Source organism: Lentzea sp. NPDC058436 (assembly GCF_042721515.1).
Classification (GTDB): domain Bacteria; phylum Actinomycetota; class Actinomycetes; order Mycobacteriales; family Pseudonocardiaceae; genus Lentzea.
The window spans coordinates 1,162,185-1,177,231 of sequence record NZ_JBHXLF010000002.1 but is presented as its reverse complement, the minus strand read 5'-3'; the positions used below and the strand labels follow the sequence as shown (position 1 = coordinate 1,177,231).

The 15,047-nt window shown below is 71.4% G+C and carries 15 protein-coding genes; 13 read left to right on the top strand and 2 right to left on the bottom strand.

Annotated features, from left to right (window positions below; all coding sequences use genetic code 11):
- The first annotated feature begins 23 nt into the window (after positions 1 to 23).
- The 12 genes from ACFWN2_RS12585 to ACFWN2_RS12530 all read left to right on the top strand — a co-directional run bounded on the left by ACFWN2_RS12585 (position 24) and on the right by ACFWN2_RS12530 (position 11,471).
- Positions 24 to 761 (top strand): ANTAR domain-containing protein, encoded by a 738-nt coding sequence (locus ACFWN2_RS12585; RefSeq protein ID WP_382427076.1) that lies wholly within the window; start codon positions 24 to 26, stop codon positions 759 to 761.
- Between the two features lie 22 nt (positions 762 to 783).
- On the top strand, positions 784 to 984 hold the full coding sequence (locus ACFWN2_RS12580) for a hypothetical protein (protein ID WP_382427075.1): 201 nt from the start codon (positions 784 to 786) through the stop codon (positions 982 to 984).
- 86 nt (positions 985 to 1,070) lie between these two features.
- On the top strand, positions 1,071 to 1,814 hold the full coding sequence (locus tag ACFWN2_RS12575; protein ID WP_382427074.1) for an ATP-binding protein: 744 nt from the start codon (positions 1,071 to 1,073) through the stop codon (positions 1,812 to 1,814).
- Positions 1,815 to 1,824: 10 nt separating this feature from the next.
- Positions 1,825 to 3,678 carry a CheR family methyltransferase gene (locus ACFWN2_RS12570; RefSeq protein WP_382427073.1) on the top strand — a complete coding sequence of 618 codons (1,854 nt, stop codon included), beginning with the start codon at positions 1,825 to 1,827 and terminating at the stop codon, positions 3,676 to 3,678.
- A 78-nt stretch (positions 3,679 to 3,756) separates the two neighbouring features.
- The gene (locus tag ACFWN2_RS12565; protein ID WP_382427072.1) at positions 3,757 to 4,233 is read left to right on the top strand and encodes a hypothetical protein; all 477 of its coding nucleotides are present in this window, start codon (positions 3,757 to 3,759) and stop codon (positions 4,231 to 4,233) included.
- A 120-nt stretch (positions 4,234 to 4,353) separates the two neighbouring features.
- Positions 4,354 to 5,742 (top strand): hypothetical protein, encoded by a 1,389-nt coding sequence (locus ACFWN2_RS12560; RefSeq protein WP_382427070.1) that lies wholly within the window; start codon positions 4,354 to 4,356, stop codon positions 5,740 to 5,742.
- A gap of 56 nt (positions 5,743 to 5,798) precedes the next feature.
- Entirely contained in the window at positions 5,799 to 7,022 is a 1,224-nt protein-coding gene (locus ACFWN2_RS12555; protein WP_382427069.1) for an AAA family ATPase, read from the top strand.
- Entirely contained in the window at positions 7,019 to 8,233 is a 1,215-nt protein-coding gene (locus ACFWN2_RS12550; RefSeq protein ID WP_382427067.1) for a VWA-like domain-containing protein, read from the top strand. The genes ACFWN2_RS12555 and ACFWN2_RS12550 overlap by 4 nt, the downstream gene beginning before the upstream one ends.
- Positions 8,234 to 8,446: 213 nt before the next feature.
- Positions 8,447 to 9,352, top strand: a complete 906-nt coding sequence (locus tag ACFWN2_RS12545; RefSeq protein WP_382427065.1) for a hypothetical protein — start codon at positions 8,447 to 8,449, stop codon at positions 9,350 to 9,352.
- Positions 9,349 to 10,464: a hypothetical protein gene (locus ACFWN2_RS12540; protein WP_382427064.1), complete on the top strand. Its 1,116-nt coding sequence runs from the start codon at positions 9,349 to 9,351 to the stop codon at positions 10,462 to 10,464. Before ACFWN2_RS12545 ends, ACFWN2_RS12540 begins: the two co-directional genes overlap by 4 nt.
- A 5-nt stretch (positions 10,465 to 10,469) precedes the next feature.
- Positions 10,470 to 10,817 carry a hypothetical protein gene (locus ACFWN2_RS12535; protein WP_382427062.1) on the top strand — a complete coding sequence of 116 codons (348 nt, stop codon included), beginning with the start codon at positions 10,470 to 10,472 and terminating at the stop codon, positions 10,815 to 10,817.
- A complete protein-coding gene (locus tag ACFWN2_RS12530; RefSeq protein ID WP_382427061.1) occupies positions 10,818 to 11,471 on the top strand; it encodes a caspase domain-containing protein in 654 nt (217 codons plus the stop codon).
- A gap of 40 nt (positions 11,472 to 11,511) precedes the next feature.
- Here ACFWN2_RS12530 and ACFWN2_RS12525 read toward each other — a convergent pair whose 3' ends face one another.
- Positions 11,512 to 13,518, bottom strand: a complete 2,007-nt coding sequence (locus tag ACFWN2_RS12525; protein WP_382427059.1) for a 2Fe-2S iron-sulfur cluster-binding protein — start codon at positions 13,516 to 13,518, stop codon at positions 11,512 to 11,514.
- Positions 13,519 to 13,584: 66 nt separating this feature from the next.
- Here ACFWN2_RS12525 and ACFWN2_RS12520 point away from each other — a divergent pair, with 66 nt between their 5' ends.
- The gene (locus ACFWN2_RS12520) at positions 13,585 to 14,208 is read left to right on the top strand and encodes a TetR/AcrR family transcriptional regulator (protein WP_382427057.1); all 624 of its coding nucleotides are present in this window, start codon (positions 13,585 to 13,587) and stop codon (positions 14,206 to 14,208) included.
- On the opposite strand, the gene ACFWN2_RS12515 is transcribed toward ACFWN2_RS12520, so the two are convergent.
- Entirely contained in the window at positions 14,197 to 14,739 is a 543-nt protein-coding gene (locus ACFWN2_RS12515) for an AAA family ATPase (RefSeq protein WP_382427055.1), read from the bottom strand. The genes ACFWN2_RS12520 and ACFWN2_RS12515 overlap by 12 nt on opposite strands.
- Positions 14,740 to 15,047: the final 308 nt, after the last annotated feature.

Sequence of the window (15,047 nt, the reverse complement as noted above, 5' to 3'; positions counted from 1 at the left end):
CGACCGGACGAAGGTGAACGCTCGTGACACCGCACCACCCGAACGGCTCTCCCCTCGGCGAGTCCCTGGACGAGGTGACCAGGGCGTTGAACTCGCTCGACGAGGCACTCGGCCGTGCAGACGACCTCCCCGCGCTGATCGAGCTGGTGTCCGCGCAGGTGCAGCGCTCGGTACCCGGCGCGGACGGGGTGTCGGTGACGCTGCTCGACGGCATGAAGCCGTTCACCGCGTCGGCCACCAGTCAGCTCGTCGTGGAACTCGACGCCGTGGAGTACCGCGAGGACGCCGGCCCGTGCGTCGACGCCGCGAAGACGCGAACGCTCGTCCGCGCCGGGATGAACGAGGCGCTGGAGCGGTGGCCGGTGTTCACACGCGCGTGCCGGGCCGCGGGCATGGCCAGCTTCCTCTCCACCCCGCTGACGGTCGACGAACAGCACGCCGGTGCCATCAACGTCTACTCGGCGGACGAGAGCGGGTTCGCGGACATCGACGTGTCACTGCTGTCGCTCTACGCCGCGGCGGCCGAGGTCGCGTTGCGCAGCCACAGCAGGTACCTGCGGGCGTCCGAGCTCTCCGAACAGCTGCGCACCGCCCTCGACTCCCGCGCGGTGATCGACCAGGCCAAGGGAATGATCATGGCCGTGCACGGCGTCACGGCGGAGGAGGCGTTCCAGCGGCTCGTCGACCAGTCCCAGCAGGAGAACCGCAAGCTGCGGGTCGTCGCCGAGGAGTTCGTCACCACCGTGCTGAGCCGGCAGTGACCGGCACCCCAGGAAGGACGTCATGACCACGCTCCAGTCCCCGCCACCCCGTGTCGCGCCTTGGCAACCGAACCGCCGGTCCGTCCGGTACGCGATCGACCTGCTCGGCGGGCTGGGTCTGCTGGCAGGCCTTCTCACCGCGACCTTCACGCTGGCGTTCGGCGGCGTCCTGGTGCTGATGGCGGGGCTGTGCCTGCACATGACGTCGGTGCGGACCGACTGACCCAGGCCCCCGGTGAGGCCGCCGGGAGCCGGTCCGGGATGCTCGACGAGGACACCGCGGGCAGCCAGGGAGGTAGGCGCGGGCGCGTGACGGACATCAGCGTCCAGACGACCGAGCTGGCCGGCGTGGTGGTGGCGACGCCGGTGGGCCGCCTCGACCTGTCCTCCTACCCGTCGCTGCGCGACGAGCTGCTCAAGCAGGCGACAGAGGCGCCGGCCGCGGTCGTCGTGCGTCTGGGGCCGGACTTCGAGACCGCGAGCAGAGCCATGCTGGCGGTCTTCACCACGGTCTGGATGAGGATCTCGCAGTGGCCCGGCGTGCCCGTGGTCCTCGTCGCGGAGACCGACAAGCACCGGCACGAGCTCAGGCGCAGCGGCGTCTCCCGGCACGTCGACACCGCACCCGACCTCGAGTCCGCGCTTGAGCGCGCCGGACAACCGCCACCTCGCCGCTACCGGCGCCTGTCGTTGCCGAACTCGCTGGTCGCGGCTCTCCTGGCACGGGAGGAGGTGCGCGACGCGTGTGAGGAGTGGTCCCTGCCCCTGCAGCTCGACGACGCGCTGCTCGTGGTGACCGAGCTCGTCGAGAACGCGGTCCGGCACGCCCGCACCGAATCCGTGCTGCGCGTCGAACTGCGGCCCGCCGGGCTGTCCATCGCCGTCCGCGACGGCGACCCGGAACCTCCTGTCCTGACGGCCTCACGACCGGGCGCGCCCGGCCACAGAGGACTGGAACTGGTCGACGAGAGGTGTGCGGCGTGGGGCTCCCGGCCGTCGTTCGATGGTGGCAAGATCGTGTGGGCTGTGCTGACGCCGAGGCCGAAGCGGTAGCTTTGCCGACGTGAACGACCGCCGCCCCGCACCTGACCAAGCCTTCGAGGACGTGCTGCTCTACCTCAAGGAGTCGCGCGGCTTCGACTTCACGGGCTACAAGCGCACGAGTCTCATGCGACGCGTGCGTCACCGGATGAGCCAGATCGGCGTCGAGAACTACCCGGACTACATCGACCAGCTGCAGGTCAACACCGAGGAGTTCAGCGCGCTGTTCAACACGATCCTCATCAACGTCACCGGCTTCTTCCGCGACGCCGAGGCGTGGACGTACCTGCGCGAGGAAGTGATCCCGGCGATCCTGGCCGAACGCGGCCCCGACGACCCGATCCGGGTGTGGAGCGCGGGCTGCGCGTCCGGCGAGGAGGCGTACAGCCTCGCGATGGTGCTCGCCGAGGCACTGGGGCCGGACCGGTTCCGGCAGCAGGTGAAGATCTACGCGACCGACGTCGACGACGAGGCGCTCACCCAGGCGAGGCTCGCGAGCTACGGCGAACGCGACCTGCAGAACGTGCCGCCGGAGCTCGTGGCCCGGTACTTCGAGCACCAGAACGGCCGCTACAGCTTCCGCAAGGACCTGCGCCGCTCGGTCATCTTCGGCCGCAACGACCTCGTGCAGGACGCGCCGATCTCCCGCATAGACCTGCTCGTGTGCCGCAACACGTTGATGTACTTCAACCAGGAGACCCAGGCCAAGATCCTGGGCCGGTTCCACTTCGCCCTGGTGCCCAAGGGAGTGCTGTTCCTCGGCAAGGCCGAGATGCTGCTCAGCCACAGCCGGATCTTCGACCCCATCGACCTCAAGCGGCGCATCTTCCGCAAGGCGCCCAACGGTTCCGGCAGCGCGGCCAACTTCGTCTCCTACCCGATCGTGCACGATCGCAGGGTGGACGTCGGAGGCATCGACGAGCTGCGCGAGCACGCCTTCTCCGCCAGCCCCGTCGCGCAGGTCGTCGTGACCGCGGACGACGTGGTGGCGCTCGCGAACCTGCAGGCGCAGACGACGTTCGGGCTGTCCCCCAAGGACGTCGGCCGGCCGTTGCGCGACCTCGACCTCTCGTACCGCCCGATCGAACTGCGCGGCTACGTCGAGCAGGCCCGCCTCGAACGCAAGTCGTTGCGCGTCAAGGACGTCGAGTGGCTGCGCGGGCCCGGCGAGTCGCTGTGGTTCGAGATCCACGTCAACCCGCTCGTCGGTGTGGACAACACGATCCTCGGTGTGTCCGTGGTGTTCCACGACGTGACGTCGGCGCGCAGGCTGCTGGAGGACCTCGAGTACGCCAACCGCCAGCTGGAGTCCGCGTACGAGGAGCTCCAGTCCACCAACGAGGAGCTCGAGACGACGAACGAGGAGCTCCAGTCCACTGTGGAGGAACTGGAGACCACCAACGAGGAGCTCCAGTCCACCAACGAGGAACTGGAGACGATGAACGAGGAGCTGCAGTCGACCAACGACGAGCTCCAGACCATCAACGACACCCTGCGCGAACGCAGCGCCGAACTCGACCAGGTCAACGAGTTCCTGGAGTCGATCCTCACCTCGCTGCGCGCCGGCGTCGTCGTGCTCGACCTGCAGATGCGGGTCCTCGCCTGGAACCGCGGCGCCGAGGAGCTCTGGGGCGTGCGCCGCGACGAGGCGGAGGGCGAGCACCTGCTCAACCTCGACATCGGCCTGCCGGTCGCCGACCTCCGGCCGATCGTGCGCTCGGCTTTGTCCGACCCTGCGTTCATCGACGAGGTCAAGCTCAGCGCGGTGAACCGGCGCGGGCGTGAGGTCGTGGTCCGCGTGGTGTGCAGTTCGTTGCGCAGCAACGTGGGTGAGCCCGGTGGGGCGATCCTGGTGATGGAGCAGCAGACCGACTAGGCCTGCGAGTTCGTTCGGTGAGAGGCGCGGGTGCGCGGTGCCGCAGCGCGGCGCCTGCCGTTCTGACACGATCGTCTCATGAATCGTGTGGTGATCCTCGGCCGCGGCGGCGCCGGGAAGTCGACCCTCGCGGCCGCGCTCGGCGCCGCGACCGGACTTCCCGTCGTCGAGCTCGACAAGCACTTCTGGGGCCCGAACCTGGAGCCGACGCCTCTGGAGCTGTGGGTCGTCGTCCAGGCGGAGCTCGCCGCCGAGGAACGCTGGATCATGGACGGCGACCTCGGCCCGTACGACGTGCTCGACGGCCGGCTGCGGAGGGCGGACACCGTGCTGGTGCTCGACTACTCGTTCCCGCGGTGCGCCTGGCGGGCGGTGTGGCGGTCGCGGGAGAACGCCGAGTTCTGGCGGTGGGTGTGGTCGTGGCGCCGCCGTTCCCGGCCGCTGCTGCTGGAGGCGCTCGCGGCTCACGCCGGGGACGCGGAGGTGCACGTGTTCCGGGGTCCGCGCGCGACGGCGCGGTACCTGGCGCGGGTCCGGCGTCACGCGGCCGCGTGACGCATCCGTTGCACCCCAAGGCCCTGGTGGCGTGAACCCGCTTGCGCGCTCTGATACGGTTCCCGCGATGACTACCTCCACGAGCAGATCGGGGGTCCTGTTCACCGAAGGTGAGTGCTGATGCACCACTGGACCGTGAACGGACACACCCGCAACCTCTTCTGGTCGGCCGTGCGCGAGTTCGCCGTGCCGACGTCGATGATCGAGTCCGCCACCACCCGCCGCGAGATCGGCGACTGGGCCGGTGCCTGCGCTGCCGCGCGGGTCGACGTGGATCTCGACCTCCGTGTCGTGGGTCTGGCCCGCGGCAGGCCGTGCGCGGACGCTCTGCGCGCCGACCTGCGGCATCTGGCTCCTGACCTGCTGCGCTGGCACTTCCCGCGGATCAGGCCGGACGGCCTGCTGCGGCCGGGCCTCACCGTCTCCCTCGCCAGGTACGCCGACGACACCGGACGCGAGCTGCACCTCGTCGCGCGGACGCCGCCGGCGTGGGCATGCGCTGGTCAGCGGATCAGCCTTGCCGTGTGGGCACCGTCCGGGGTCTTGGCGGAGGCGGGCGATCATCCCCATCCGCGGCCTGACCGGAGGTTCCGGCTCGACCTGCACCGTCACCTGTGGGACGCGCGCAGGACCGGGGAGCTGCGGAAGCGGGCCGGTACCGGTGAGGATCCCGGCGGGCGCGCCACCGACCGGTGGAGGGCGGAGGCCGCGATCCTGCTCCGCGCGGACGGGTGCGACGGCGATGTCCTGGTGCGGCTCGGGTCGCGGCGGTGGACGACGCTGGGACTGGTCGGAAGTGGCTGCGAGGCAACGGACTTCGCGCCGGAACCCGGCGAAAACGCCTCCACACCAACGGCTTCCCGGCAGGTCCTGCCGGCGTGGCCCGCCGCGCCACCGGACCTCGACAGAAGCGCCTCCACACCAACGGCTTTCCAGCGCGCTCTGCCGTTGCTGCCCGACGCGGCGACCTGGGTGCCGCCGGACCTGGAGCTGGTGCGCGCCGGACTGATCGGCGCCGATCAGCTGCACCCCCTCGTCGCGGCGTCGCTGCTGCCGGACGAACCAAGACTCGCGACGCGAAGTCCGGACGGCACAACGAGTTCGCGGCTGGTCGACTGCCGTGGCTCCAGGCACCGGATCGGCGTGGTCGACGGGGTGCTGGTCCCGCTGGACCACTCCCCCGCCGAGCTGCGCCGCGAGGAGCTGCTGGTCGCGTTGGGCGGCAACGGGTTGCCGTGCCTGCAGGCGATCGACGCGGCCCACCGTCACCCGGAGGACCTGGTGGACGTCCGCGCCCGCCTGGACCACGGTGACGTCGCCGGTGCCCTCGCCGTCGTCGAAGGTCTGCTCGGTCCTGACGCGCTGCTGCGCGACGGGCCGTTGCGCGACGAGCTGGAAACGGCCGCGCGGCGCAAGGTCCTGCACGGGCTGTACCGCGCCGGGCTCGTCCAGGGACCGCCACCACCGTCCACTCGGGACTCCCGCCGGCGTCGCCCGGCCGTTCGCTGACCCTTCCCCTCTTCGCCCAGGCCGGCGCACGGCCTCTACTCAAGGTGACCAAGAACATGTCTGCTTTCCTCACCGTGCCCCAAAACCGGCTCGACGTGGCCGCCGACCTGCTCGCCCTGCTCGGCGACACGTCCACCGAGTCGCGGCCCGATCCCCAGCTGGAAGCCCTGATGCTGGCCGTGTCGGCGGACCTGCCGGTGCTGCTGTGGGGTGAACCCGGGATCGGCAAGACCGCGGCCCTCACCCAGCTCGCCGACGCCCTCGCACTGCCGTTGACCACGGTGATCGCGAGCGTGCACGAGCCGTCGGACTTCGCCGGACTGCCTGTGGTCGGCGACGACCCCGCGACGCAGGGCGTGCCGATGGCGCCTCCCGACTGGGCCGTGCGTCTGGTCGAGGCCGGACGGGGACTGCTGTTCCTGGACGAGCTGTCCACCGCGCCGCCCGCGGTCCAGGCCGCGCTGCTGCGGGTCGTGCTGGAACGCAGGGTCGGCGCGCTGCGGCTGCCGCCGGGCATCCGGATCGTGGCCGCCGCCAACCCGCGTTCCTCGGCCGCCGACGGCTGGGAGCTGAGCCCGCCGCTCGCCAACCGGTTCGTCCACCTGCAGTGGGCGCACGACCACGAGGTCGTCGTGCGCGGACTGGGCGGAACCTGGCCCACCGCACCACTTCCGCGGCTCGATCCCGAACGGCTGCCGGACGCCGTGGCGTTCGCCCGCCGCGCGGTCTGCGAGCTCCTGGCCGCACGGCCGAACCTCGTGCACAGGATGCCGAAGACCGAGACGCAGCGCGGCGGTGCCTGGCCTTCTCCGCGGAGCTGGGAGATGACGTTGCGGCTCATCGCGTTCGCGACCGCCGCCGGCACTTCCCGCGAGGTGCTGTCGATGCTGGTGCGGGGCACGGTCGGCGACGGTCCCGGGCTCGAACTGCTGGCGAGCGTCGACCGGATGGACCTGCCGGATCCCGAGGTGCTGCTCGCGGACCCGGCGGAGGCCGTGCTGCCCGAGCGCGGCGACCTGCGGCAGGTCGTGCTCGACGGGGTGGTGGCGGCGGTGCGCAACCGGCCGGACGAGGCCCGTTGGAACGCGGCGTGGGCGGTGCTGACCCTGGCCCTCGACACGGGCGCGCCGGACCTCGTGGTCGTCCCGGCGGCCACACTCGCCTCGCTGCGCCAGGACGACTGGCAGGTCCCCGAGACGATCGAACGGCTGGCGGGCGCGGTGTCGCTGACGCAGCGGGCGGACCGCGCCCTGGCGCGCACCGGGGGTGGTGGCCGGTGATCCTGGACGAGGAGAAGCTGTTCGCGGCGCGGCTGTACGCGGTGCGCTGCCGGCCGTACCTCGCGACGGCGTTGTTCGCCCTGCACCCGGTGGAGTCGCGGCACGTGCCGACGATGGCCGTGGACCGGCACTGGCGCTGCTACGTCTCGCCGGCGTTCGTCGACCGCACCCCGCTGGAGGAGCTCGCCGGGGTCTGGGTGCACGAGGCGTCCCACCTGCTCCGCGACCACCACGGGCGCGGCGACCGGTTCGCGGAGCAGAACGACCTGCACGGGCCCGGCGAGCGGCTGCGGATGAACATCGCGGCGGACTGCGAGATCAACGACGACGTGTTCGGCGACGGCCTGCCCCGCCCGCAGGACGCCGTTCACCCGCGGGCGCTCCACCTGGACGAGGGGCAGCTGATGGAGGACTACCTGCGCCAGTTCCGGCTGGGCCGCTACACCGCCGCGTTCGCCTGGCTCGACTGCGGCAGCGGCGCCGACGGTCTGGAACGGGTGTGGGACCTGGGGCCGGGCGGCGCGCACGGGCTCACCGAGCAGGAACGCGACGCCGTCCGGTTCCGCGTGGCGCAGGGCATCAAGGGCAGCCCCGGCAACGCCCCGGAGGGCTGGCGGCGCTGGGCGGAGGAGGCGTTCCAGCCGCCCCAGCAGTGGCGGGACCTGCTGGGGGCGGCGATCCGCTCGGCCGTCTCCGGGCCCGGCGTGGGTGAGGACTACACCTACGGCCGGCCCTCGCGCAGGTCGGCGAGCGTGCCGGGAGTCGTCATGCCGAGCCTGCGCCGCCGTCCGCCCCGTGTGGTCGTCATCGTCGACACGTCCGGGTCGGTGAGCGACGCCGAGCTGGGCAGCGCGATCGTCGAGATCACCGCGATCGTCCGTGCGGTGGGGGGCAGGCGCGACCTCGTATCGGTGCTGTCCTGCGACGCCGCCGCCCACGTCACCGGTCCGCTGTGCAAGGCGGAGGGAATCCCGTTGGTGGGCGGCGGTGGCACGGACCTGCGGGAGGGGTTCGACAAGGCCCTGCGGTCCTCTCCCCGTCCTGACGTCGTCGTCGTGCTGACCGACGGCCAGACGCCGTGGCCCGAGACGGCGCCGCCCTGCCGGACGGTGGTGGGCCTGTTCCCGAGGAACACCTGCATCAACGAGGACGACCCCGACTACGAGCCCGACGCACCGCCGAACTGGGCGCGAGTGGTCACCATCGGCTGACCGCGGCCATTCGGCACCGCAATTGCATTCCGCTCGCCAGGTCCGTTTCACTGACATCGGTGTCACTTATTTGGCACCTTTTACCGAACCCATTCCACCTCGCAAAGAAATAGGTTGCGACATCAGAGTGAACGCATTCGAATTTGTTAACAGCACGGCGGACGCCCGCTACTAATCCGGTTGTCGCAAGTCGTCACCGGAAGGACCCACCCGTTGAACGAGAACCAAGTCCAGCCCTTGCCGGGCTGGCGAGGTGGCGACGGCAACGCCGCCTACCTGGACAAGAACCTGTGCCACCGGCCGATGGACCTGTACCTGGACGACACCGTGAGCTGGCGGGTGGTGTTCCAGCTCTGGGCCCGCGCGGCCGCCGCGGCGTTCCTGGTCTGGGCGGTGTTCGGGCTGCTCGGTTTCCTCGTCGGACTGGGCAGCGTGTCCGCGGGCAGCATCGACACGGCCGCCGGTGCCTTCGTCTTCTGGTCGATCGGCAACATCGGCTCCGTCGTCGTGTTCTTCGTGGTGCTGCTGCTGACCAAGCTGCCGGAACCGGTCGCCGAGTGGCGCGTGATGCTGACCGACCGGGCCGAATTCGCACCGTCGGTCTACAGCCAGATCTCCGGCACCCTGCGCAACCGCCAGCTCCCGCTCGACGGCGGCACGCGGCGCATCCGCACGGGCGCCGGTCCGATGGAGCTGAGCCACCGGCTGTTCCTGACCGAGGGCGACTTCCGGGTGTACGTCTCGGTGTTCAGCTACGGCACCAGCCTGTACCTCGGCTGGCAGATGTGGCGCTCGCGGCGCGGCTCCACGCTGATCCGCCAGTTCCTGGTCGGCATCGTGCGCGGCATGTCCGGCCAGAACGACCCGGAGATCGCCATGCTGCGCGCCGACCGGGCACGGGCCATGCGCGAGGCCGTCCACGCCGCCTGCCGTGAAGGTCTGATGGTCGCGGTGGAGGGCATCCAGGTGCCCGAGCAGTTCGGCTTCCCGCACGGCATGCCGCCCGTGGAGTCGGGCTCGTTCGCCAGCGGGCCGGTGCCGGGCGGGTACGCGCCGCCGCCCGTGCGGCACGCGGCCCCGCCGGACACCGGGCGTCACAGCCTGCCGGGACACCAGTGACCGCTCCTGGCGTGCTCGTGGAGAGCACGGCGCAGATGAGCTGGGCGTGGGTCGGCGTGCGCGTGCGCCCCGCCCAGCGACTGGCGGAGACCCGCGCGTTCGCCGGGGTGGACGAACCGCAGCGGCTCGCGCAGACCACCACCCGCGAGCGCGCCTGGCTCGCGGGCCAGTGGAGCACCGAGTCGCAGGCGCGCTGGGAGCTGCGGTTCCGCAACGACCCGGCGACGCGGCTGGTGTCGTGCACGCTGCTCGGCCGGGTGCAGGACACCGACCCGCGCCGGGCGGAGGCCGCGGCGGTGCGACTGCGCGACCGGCTCGCCGCGACACCACCGCACGTGCTGACCGAACCGTTGCTGGACGGGCAGGAGATCAGCGAGGAGCTCGTGCCCGGCGCGATCGACGTCAACGGCGGCTTCGAGGTGCGCAAGCGGCTGAGCTGGGCGCCGTGCTCGCGCCGCGACACCGGCAGGCAGCTCTGCTTCGCCGTCGCCGCGCCCCGTCCGCCGGACGACCCCTCGTGGGAACCGCTGTGGCACGAGCTGGCGCGCATGCCCGCGCCCACCGTGCTGAGCGTGTACCTGGAGCCGTACGCGCCCTCGCCCACGCTCATCAGCGAGCTGCGGCGGCTGGCGGAGGAGTACGACCTGCTCGCCAGGCCCGGCCTCACCAACCCGATCTGGGCCATGCCCCCGCCGGCCGACCGGCTCGCGATCCACGCGGCCCCGCTCTACGCCGAGGCCGCCGCCCGCTACACGTCCGGGCTCTGCTTCCGCACCCGGATCTCGGTCGCGTCCCAGGGACCCGTGCCCTACGGGTTCGCGGAGCTGGTCGCCGCCACGACCGGTGGCGGTGCGGCCTGCCGCCCTCCGTCCACCGAGCTGGACGCGGTGTGGCGCAACCTCGCCGCGCTCAACCGCGACTGGCTCGACCACACCTACCGCCAGGGCGCCCCTCCCGGGAGCATGCGCGACGCCGAACGGATCCTCTGCGACCTGGTCGACCTGGAGGAGGCCGCACTGGCGTTCCGGCTGCCCTACGAGGTGCCCGGCCACCTGCCGTTGTTCGACACCGCGCGGCGCCGCCGTCCCGGTACCACCGCCGCCGAGAGGTAGCCCCAGTGCCCGACAAGACCCTCTTCGAGTTCGAAGGCGACCCCGCCGACAGGGACCGGGACGCCCGCGACCTCGCCGCCTGGCTGGAGGAGGACCTGCGGGGCAGCGTCGACCTCCGCATGATCGGCCCCGGCGAGGGCGAGCTGGGCGGTGCCGCCGACGCCGTCGTCGTGGCCGCCGCGACCGTGCCGCTCGCGAGGCCGTTCTTCACGTGGCTGACCGAACGGGCCAAGGCGCGCAGGATCAGTCTGCGGATCACCCGCGAGGGCGAGCGGCTCGACATCGACGTCGAGGCACCGCCGGACGCCGAGGCGTTGCTGGAACGGATCGTGCGGCTGCTGGACGAGGACTGAGTGCCCGACTCCCGCGCCGTGCTGGTCGGCACCAGCACCTACACCGAGGGCCTGCCCCAGCTCGACCAGGCCGCCGCCAACCTCACCGACCTGCACGACGCGCTCGTGGACGTCGTCGACACCCCTGGCATGCACCTGTTCTGCGACCCGACGACGCCGCAGCTGGTCCTCGACCGGCTGGACGGGTGCGCCTCGTCCCCGGCGGACCTGCTGCTGTTCTATTACGCGGGCCACGGGCTGCGGGACCAGGACGACCACCTCTGCCTGGCGCTACCCGGTTCCGTGGACACCCCGCGCGACGCCCGCCGCACGTCGCTGCCGCTGGACTCGGTGCTGGAGATCATGAAGCACGCCAAGGCCCGGCACCGCGTCGTCGTCCTCGACTGCTGCTACTCGGGCCTGGCGATGGACTCCCCCGCCGCCGCGGACCTGCACCTGCTGACCGCCACCAACCGCACCACCAAGGCCGCGTACCGCGCGGACGCCCGCAACACCGAGTTCACCGGCGAGCTCGTGCGGGTGCTGGACGGACCGGGTCCGCTCGATCTCGGTGGGGTGTACCGCCACCTCGACCAGGTGCTGACGGCGCGGGGGCAGCCGCGTCCCCGGCAGCGCTGCGTCGACCACAGCGCCGGGTTCCTGTTGCGGCACTAGGGAAGTTCGTCTGGTGCGGTGGCGGCCGACGGGACACGCCCTAAGGCAGTTGCAGGGTGACGTCGGTCAACGGAGCGCTCGTGCAGGTGAGGACCTCGCCGTCCTGTTGCGAGGACACCTCGCCCGCCAGGAGCTTCACGACGCACTCCCGGCAACTTCCCACCGTGCACGAGTACGGCAGCGGCAGGCCGGCCGCGAGTCCGGCGTCGAGCAGCGTCTGGCCGGGTTCGACCACGGCCGTGCCCACGCCTTCGACGAGCATGCGTTGGGGTGTGGCCGATCCCTCCGCGGTGGTCGTGCCCGCGTAGCTCTCCACCTGCACGCGCTCGGGGGCGATGTCGAGCTGGTCCAGTGCCTGGCGCACCGTGTCCGTCAACGCCTCGGGACCGCAGAGGTAGAACCGTGAGCCATCGGACAACGCGAGGCCGGTCGTCCACCGGCGGACACCGGGAACGTCGAGCCGGCCGTCGCGCGACGTCAGCACGTGCGTGACCGTGAACCGGTCGGGGTGCTTCCCCGCGAGCGCGGCCAGTTCGGCGCCGAAGATGGTCTCCTCCTCGGTCCGGTTGCTGTAGAGCAGGGCGATGCGGTCGCCCTGCGGCTCGGCCAGCAGTGTGCGGATCATGCTCATCATCGGCGTGATGCCGCTGCCGGCCGCGATCAGCACCACGTCACAGCCGGTCTTCACGTGGAAGGAACCGGACGGGCCGCGCACGAACAACCGGTCGTCTGCCCGCAGCGAGCGGAGGTGGTGGGAGAACAGTCCTCCGTCCACGCTTTTGACCGTGACCTCCAGCGCGGCACCCGGTGCGGACGACGCCGAGTACGGCCTGCGCACCCGGAAGCCGTCGACGTCGGTCACCAGCGTGAAGAACTGGCCGGGCCGGAAGTCGAACGGCCGGCCGTCCTCCAACACCAGCGTGACGGCGCTCGGTGTCTCGTGGCGCACCTCGGCCACGCGCACCTCCCTCAGCGGTTCTTCCTGTGCCGCAACGGAAGGCAGCGCGGTGGTGACCTCGTAGCCCTCCTTGCGCAGGCCGGAGCGGTAGGCCAGGTTCATCACCGCCCGCAGCCACCTCACCGGGATGACGCCGCTCAGCTTGAGCAGGAACGACCCGCCCTTCTTCGTGTTCGCGGCCAGGTGCCTGCCCGCCAGCGCCATCAGGTCCGGCACCGCGCCGCGGGCGGCCGGGTTCCACAGCCGGGCGCGCGTCACGGCGTCGTTCGCGGTCAGCTCGGCGGCCTCGACGTCGACGAGCAGCGCGGCGTGCGGTGGCATGCCGCGCAACGACAACGGCTCCAGCACGGCGGGGTCGGCGGTGATCGATCCGCGGCCGCGGACGTGCAGCACGCCGTTGCGTCCCGGCACGAGAGCGGCGAACGAGAGCCGGTCGTCCGCGAGCAGGTTGTGCAGCGTGTCCGCCCGCCGGTTGCCCTTGCGGTCCGCGATCACGAGCGTGCGGCCGTCCAGGATCCTCGCGACCGCCTGCTGGTCGCCGCGCGGACTGGTGTCGCTTCCACCCTGCAGGTCCCATGTGGACAGCACCAGGAACGGCGCGCTGGCCAGGAAGTCCGCGACACCGGGTGTCGCGAGTGGACCGTCGCCGACCTCGGGCGCGGTCTGCGCGGGAGTCGGCCGCTGCCACAGCCCGGACCGCAGCACGGCCTGGGCGCAGTGCACGTACACCTCCTCGACGTCGAACCCGCCGCGGCGCACGACACCGTTGACCCGCAACGTCTCCCCTCCTCCCGGCAGGAGGAAGAGCAACGAGGCCGGGCCGTCGGCGGCGTCCATGGCGAAGGAGATCCGTGCCGGCGAGTGCACGCGCGCGAAACCCGGTGCGCCGCCGACGAACGTGGTCCTGACCGTGCCGTCCGCGGCGCGGTGGCCGAACCCGGCGATCGGGCTGCGCGCGAGCACGTCCACGCATCCCTCGTCGAGCGCGGCGAGCTGCTTCAGCATGATCATCGACGCCGGTCGTCCGACGAGGGCTTCCACCCCCTCCACGGTTCCGATCCGGGTGGGGCTGACGTCTTCGCAGGTCATACTACTATTGTGAGCTTTTGCTCACGTCCTGGATACTCGCTTTTGAGATCACTCGGAAAGGACGCCATGCCTGCCTCCGGCCGCGACGTCGAGCCACGTCGCAAGCCCCGTCAGGTCCGCGCGGAGCTCACCCGCGACCGCATCCTGACGGCGGCTGCTCACGTTTTCTCCGAGCACGGGTACGCCGCGGGGACCACCAACCGCATCGCCGAGCAGGCGCGGGTCTCGATCGGCTCGCTGTACCAGTACTTCCCGAACAAGGACGCGATCCTGGCCGAGCTGATGGTCCGCCACATCGACCGCGGCACGTGGACGCACGCCGACCGGCTGGACTTCTCCCCCGGCTCACTGGAGTCCGTGGTGCGGGCGCTGGTCCGCGACGCGATCGACAACCACCGCGACGACCCGCGACTGCTGCGGATCATGATCGAGGAGGGCCAGCTCTCCGGGGAGCTGCGCGACACGATCACCCGTCACGGCGAACGGCGCGTCGCCCAGGTCCGCGAGGTGTTCGCCCGCCACCCGGACGTGCACGTGCGCGACCTGGACACCGCCGTCGACATCGTCGTGTTCACCGTCGAGCTGAACACGCACCGCCTGGCCGCGTTCGAACAGGCGGTCGGCACGTTCGAGAACGAGCTCGTGGACATGGTGACCCGCTACCTGCGCGGGCCGTCCTCAGCGGACTGACGGCAGCCGGTGCCCGCCGGCCGCGAGGACGCGCCGGACCTCGGCGGCGGTCTGCTCCGCGTCGAGGTGCCCGCTGTCGATCACGTGTGCTTCGAGGTCGCCGAGCCGGGCGAACGCGGCGTGCATGCCGGTGATCGGCTCGACGTCCTTCAGCTCACCGTCGGCACGTCCGGCCGCCCTGGCGAGGGTGGCGTCCAGGCCGGGCCGGAGCACCACGTACGACACCGCCAGCTCGTCAGCCAGCGCGCGGAACGGGTCGAGGAACCAGGGCCCGACGATCCCGTCGACCACCACGTCGTAACCACCGCGCGCATAGGTCGCCGTCGCCGTCACGATCGCATCCACGACGACCTCGTTCTGCCGTTGCGCCTCCGGCAGGTACGGCGGCACGAACCCCGTCCGGATCCAGCGGTAGAACTGGTCGGTCACGAGGTGCACGGCCGGCCTCTCCGCGCCGGTCGCGAGGATCTCGGCCACCGTCGTCTTCCCCGCGCCGGGCGGGCCGGTCAGGATGATCACTTCACCGCTCACGTCGGCGAAAGCTAGTGGCAGATCCGTCTGCGTACCAGTCTTGTGTTCGCGGCGGTCGTCAGCCGTGCGGTTTTCGAAACATTCACGAACAGCGCAGTGAACAGCGGGACCAAATCAAGTCGCTCACCCGCGCGTTCGACAGAAATTCGACAGCCGACCGTCGATCCCCGGTGTTCGGGGACGGGAGTCCGGCCGGGTGAACAGGTCTTGATCTGGCCGTCCACGTCAGCTGATACTTCCGGCGCCCGAGTCGAGCGGCGCGTGGGTTTGGCGCAATTCCGCCCGCTCGAACCGGGGTTCGAACGAAA

What these genes read in the sequence shown, in the direction of transcription:
- ACFWN2_RS12555 (WP_382427069.1), top strand. Translation starts at nt 5,799, where the DNA reads ATGTCTGCTTTCCTCACCGTGCCCCAAAACCGGCTCGACGTGGCCGCC.
- ACFWN2_RS12525 (WP_382427059.1), bottom strand. Translation starts at nt 13,518, where the DNA reads ATGACCTGCGAAGACGTCAGCCCCACCCGGATCGGAACCGTGGAGGGG.
- ACFWN2_RS12520 (WP_382427057.1), top strand. Translation starts at nt 13,585, where the DNA reads ATGCCTGCCTCCGGCCGCGACGTCGAGCCACGTCGCAAGCCCCGTCAG.
- ACFWN2_RS12560 (WP_382427070.1), top strand. Translation starts at nt 4,354, where the DNA reads ATGCACCACTGGACCGTGAACGGACACACCCGCAACCTCTTCTGGTCG.
- ACFWN2_RS12580 (WP_382427075.1), top strand. Translation starts at nt 784, where the DNA reads ATGACCACGCTCCAGTCCCCGCCACCCCGTGTCGCGCCTTGGCAACCG.
- ACFWN2_RS12565 (WP_382427072.1), top strand. Translation starts at nt 3,757, where the DNA reads ATGAATCGTGTGGTGATCCTCGGCCGCGGCGGCGCCGGGAAGTCGACC.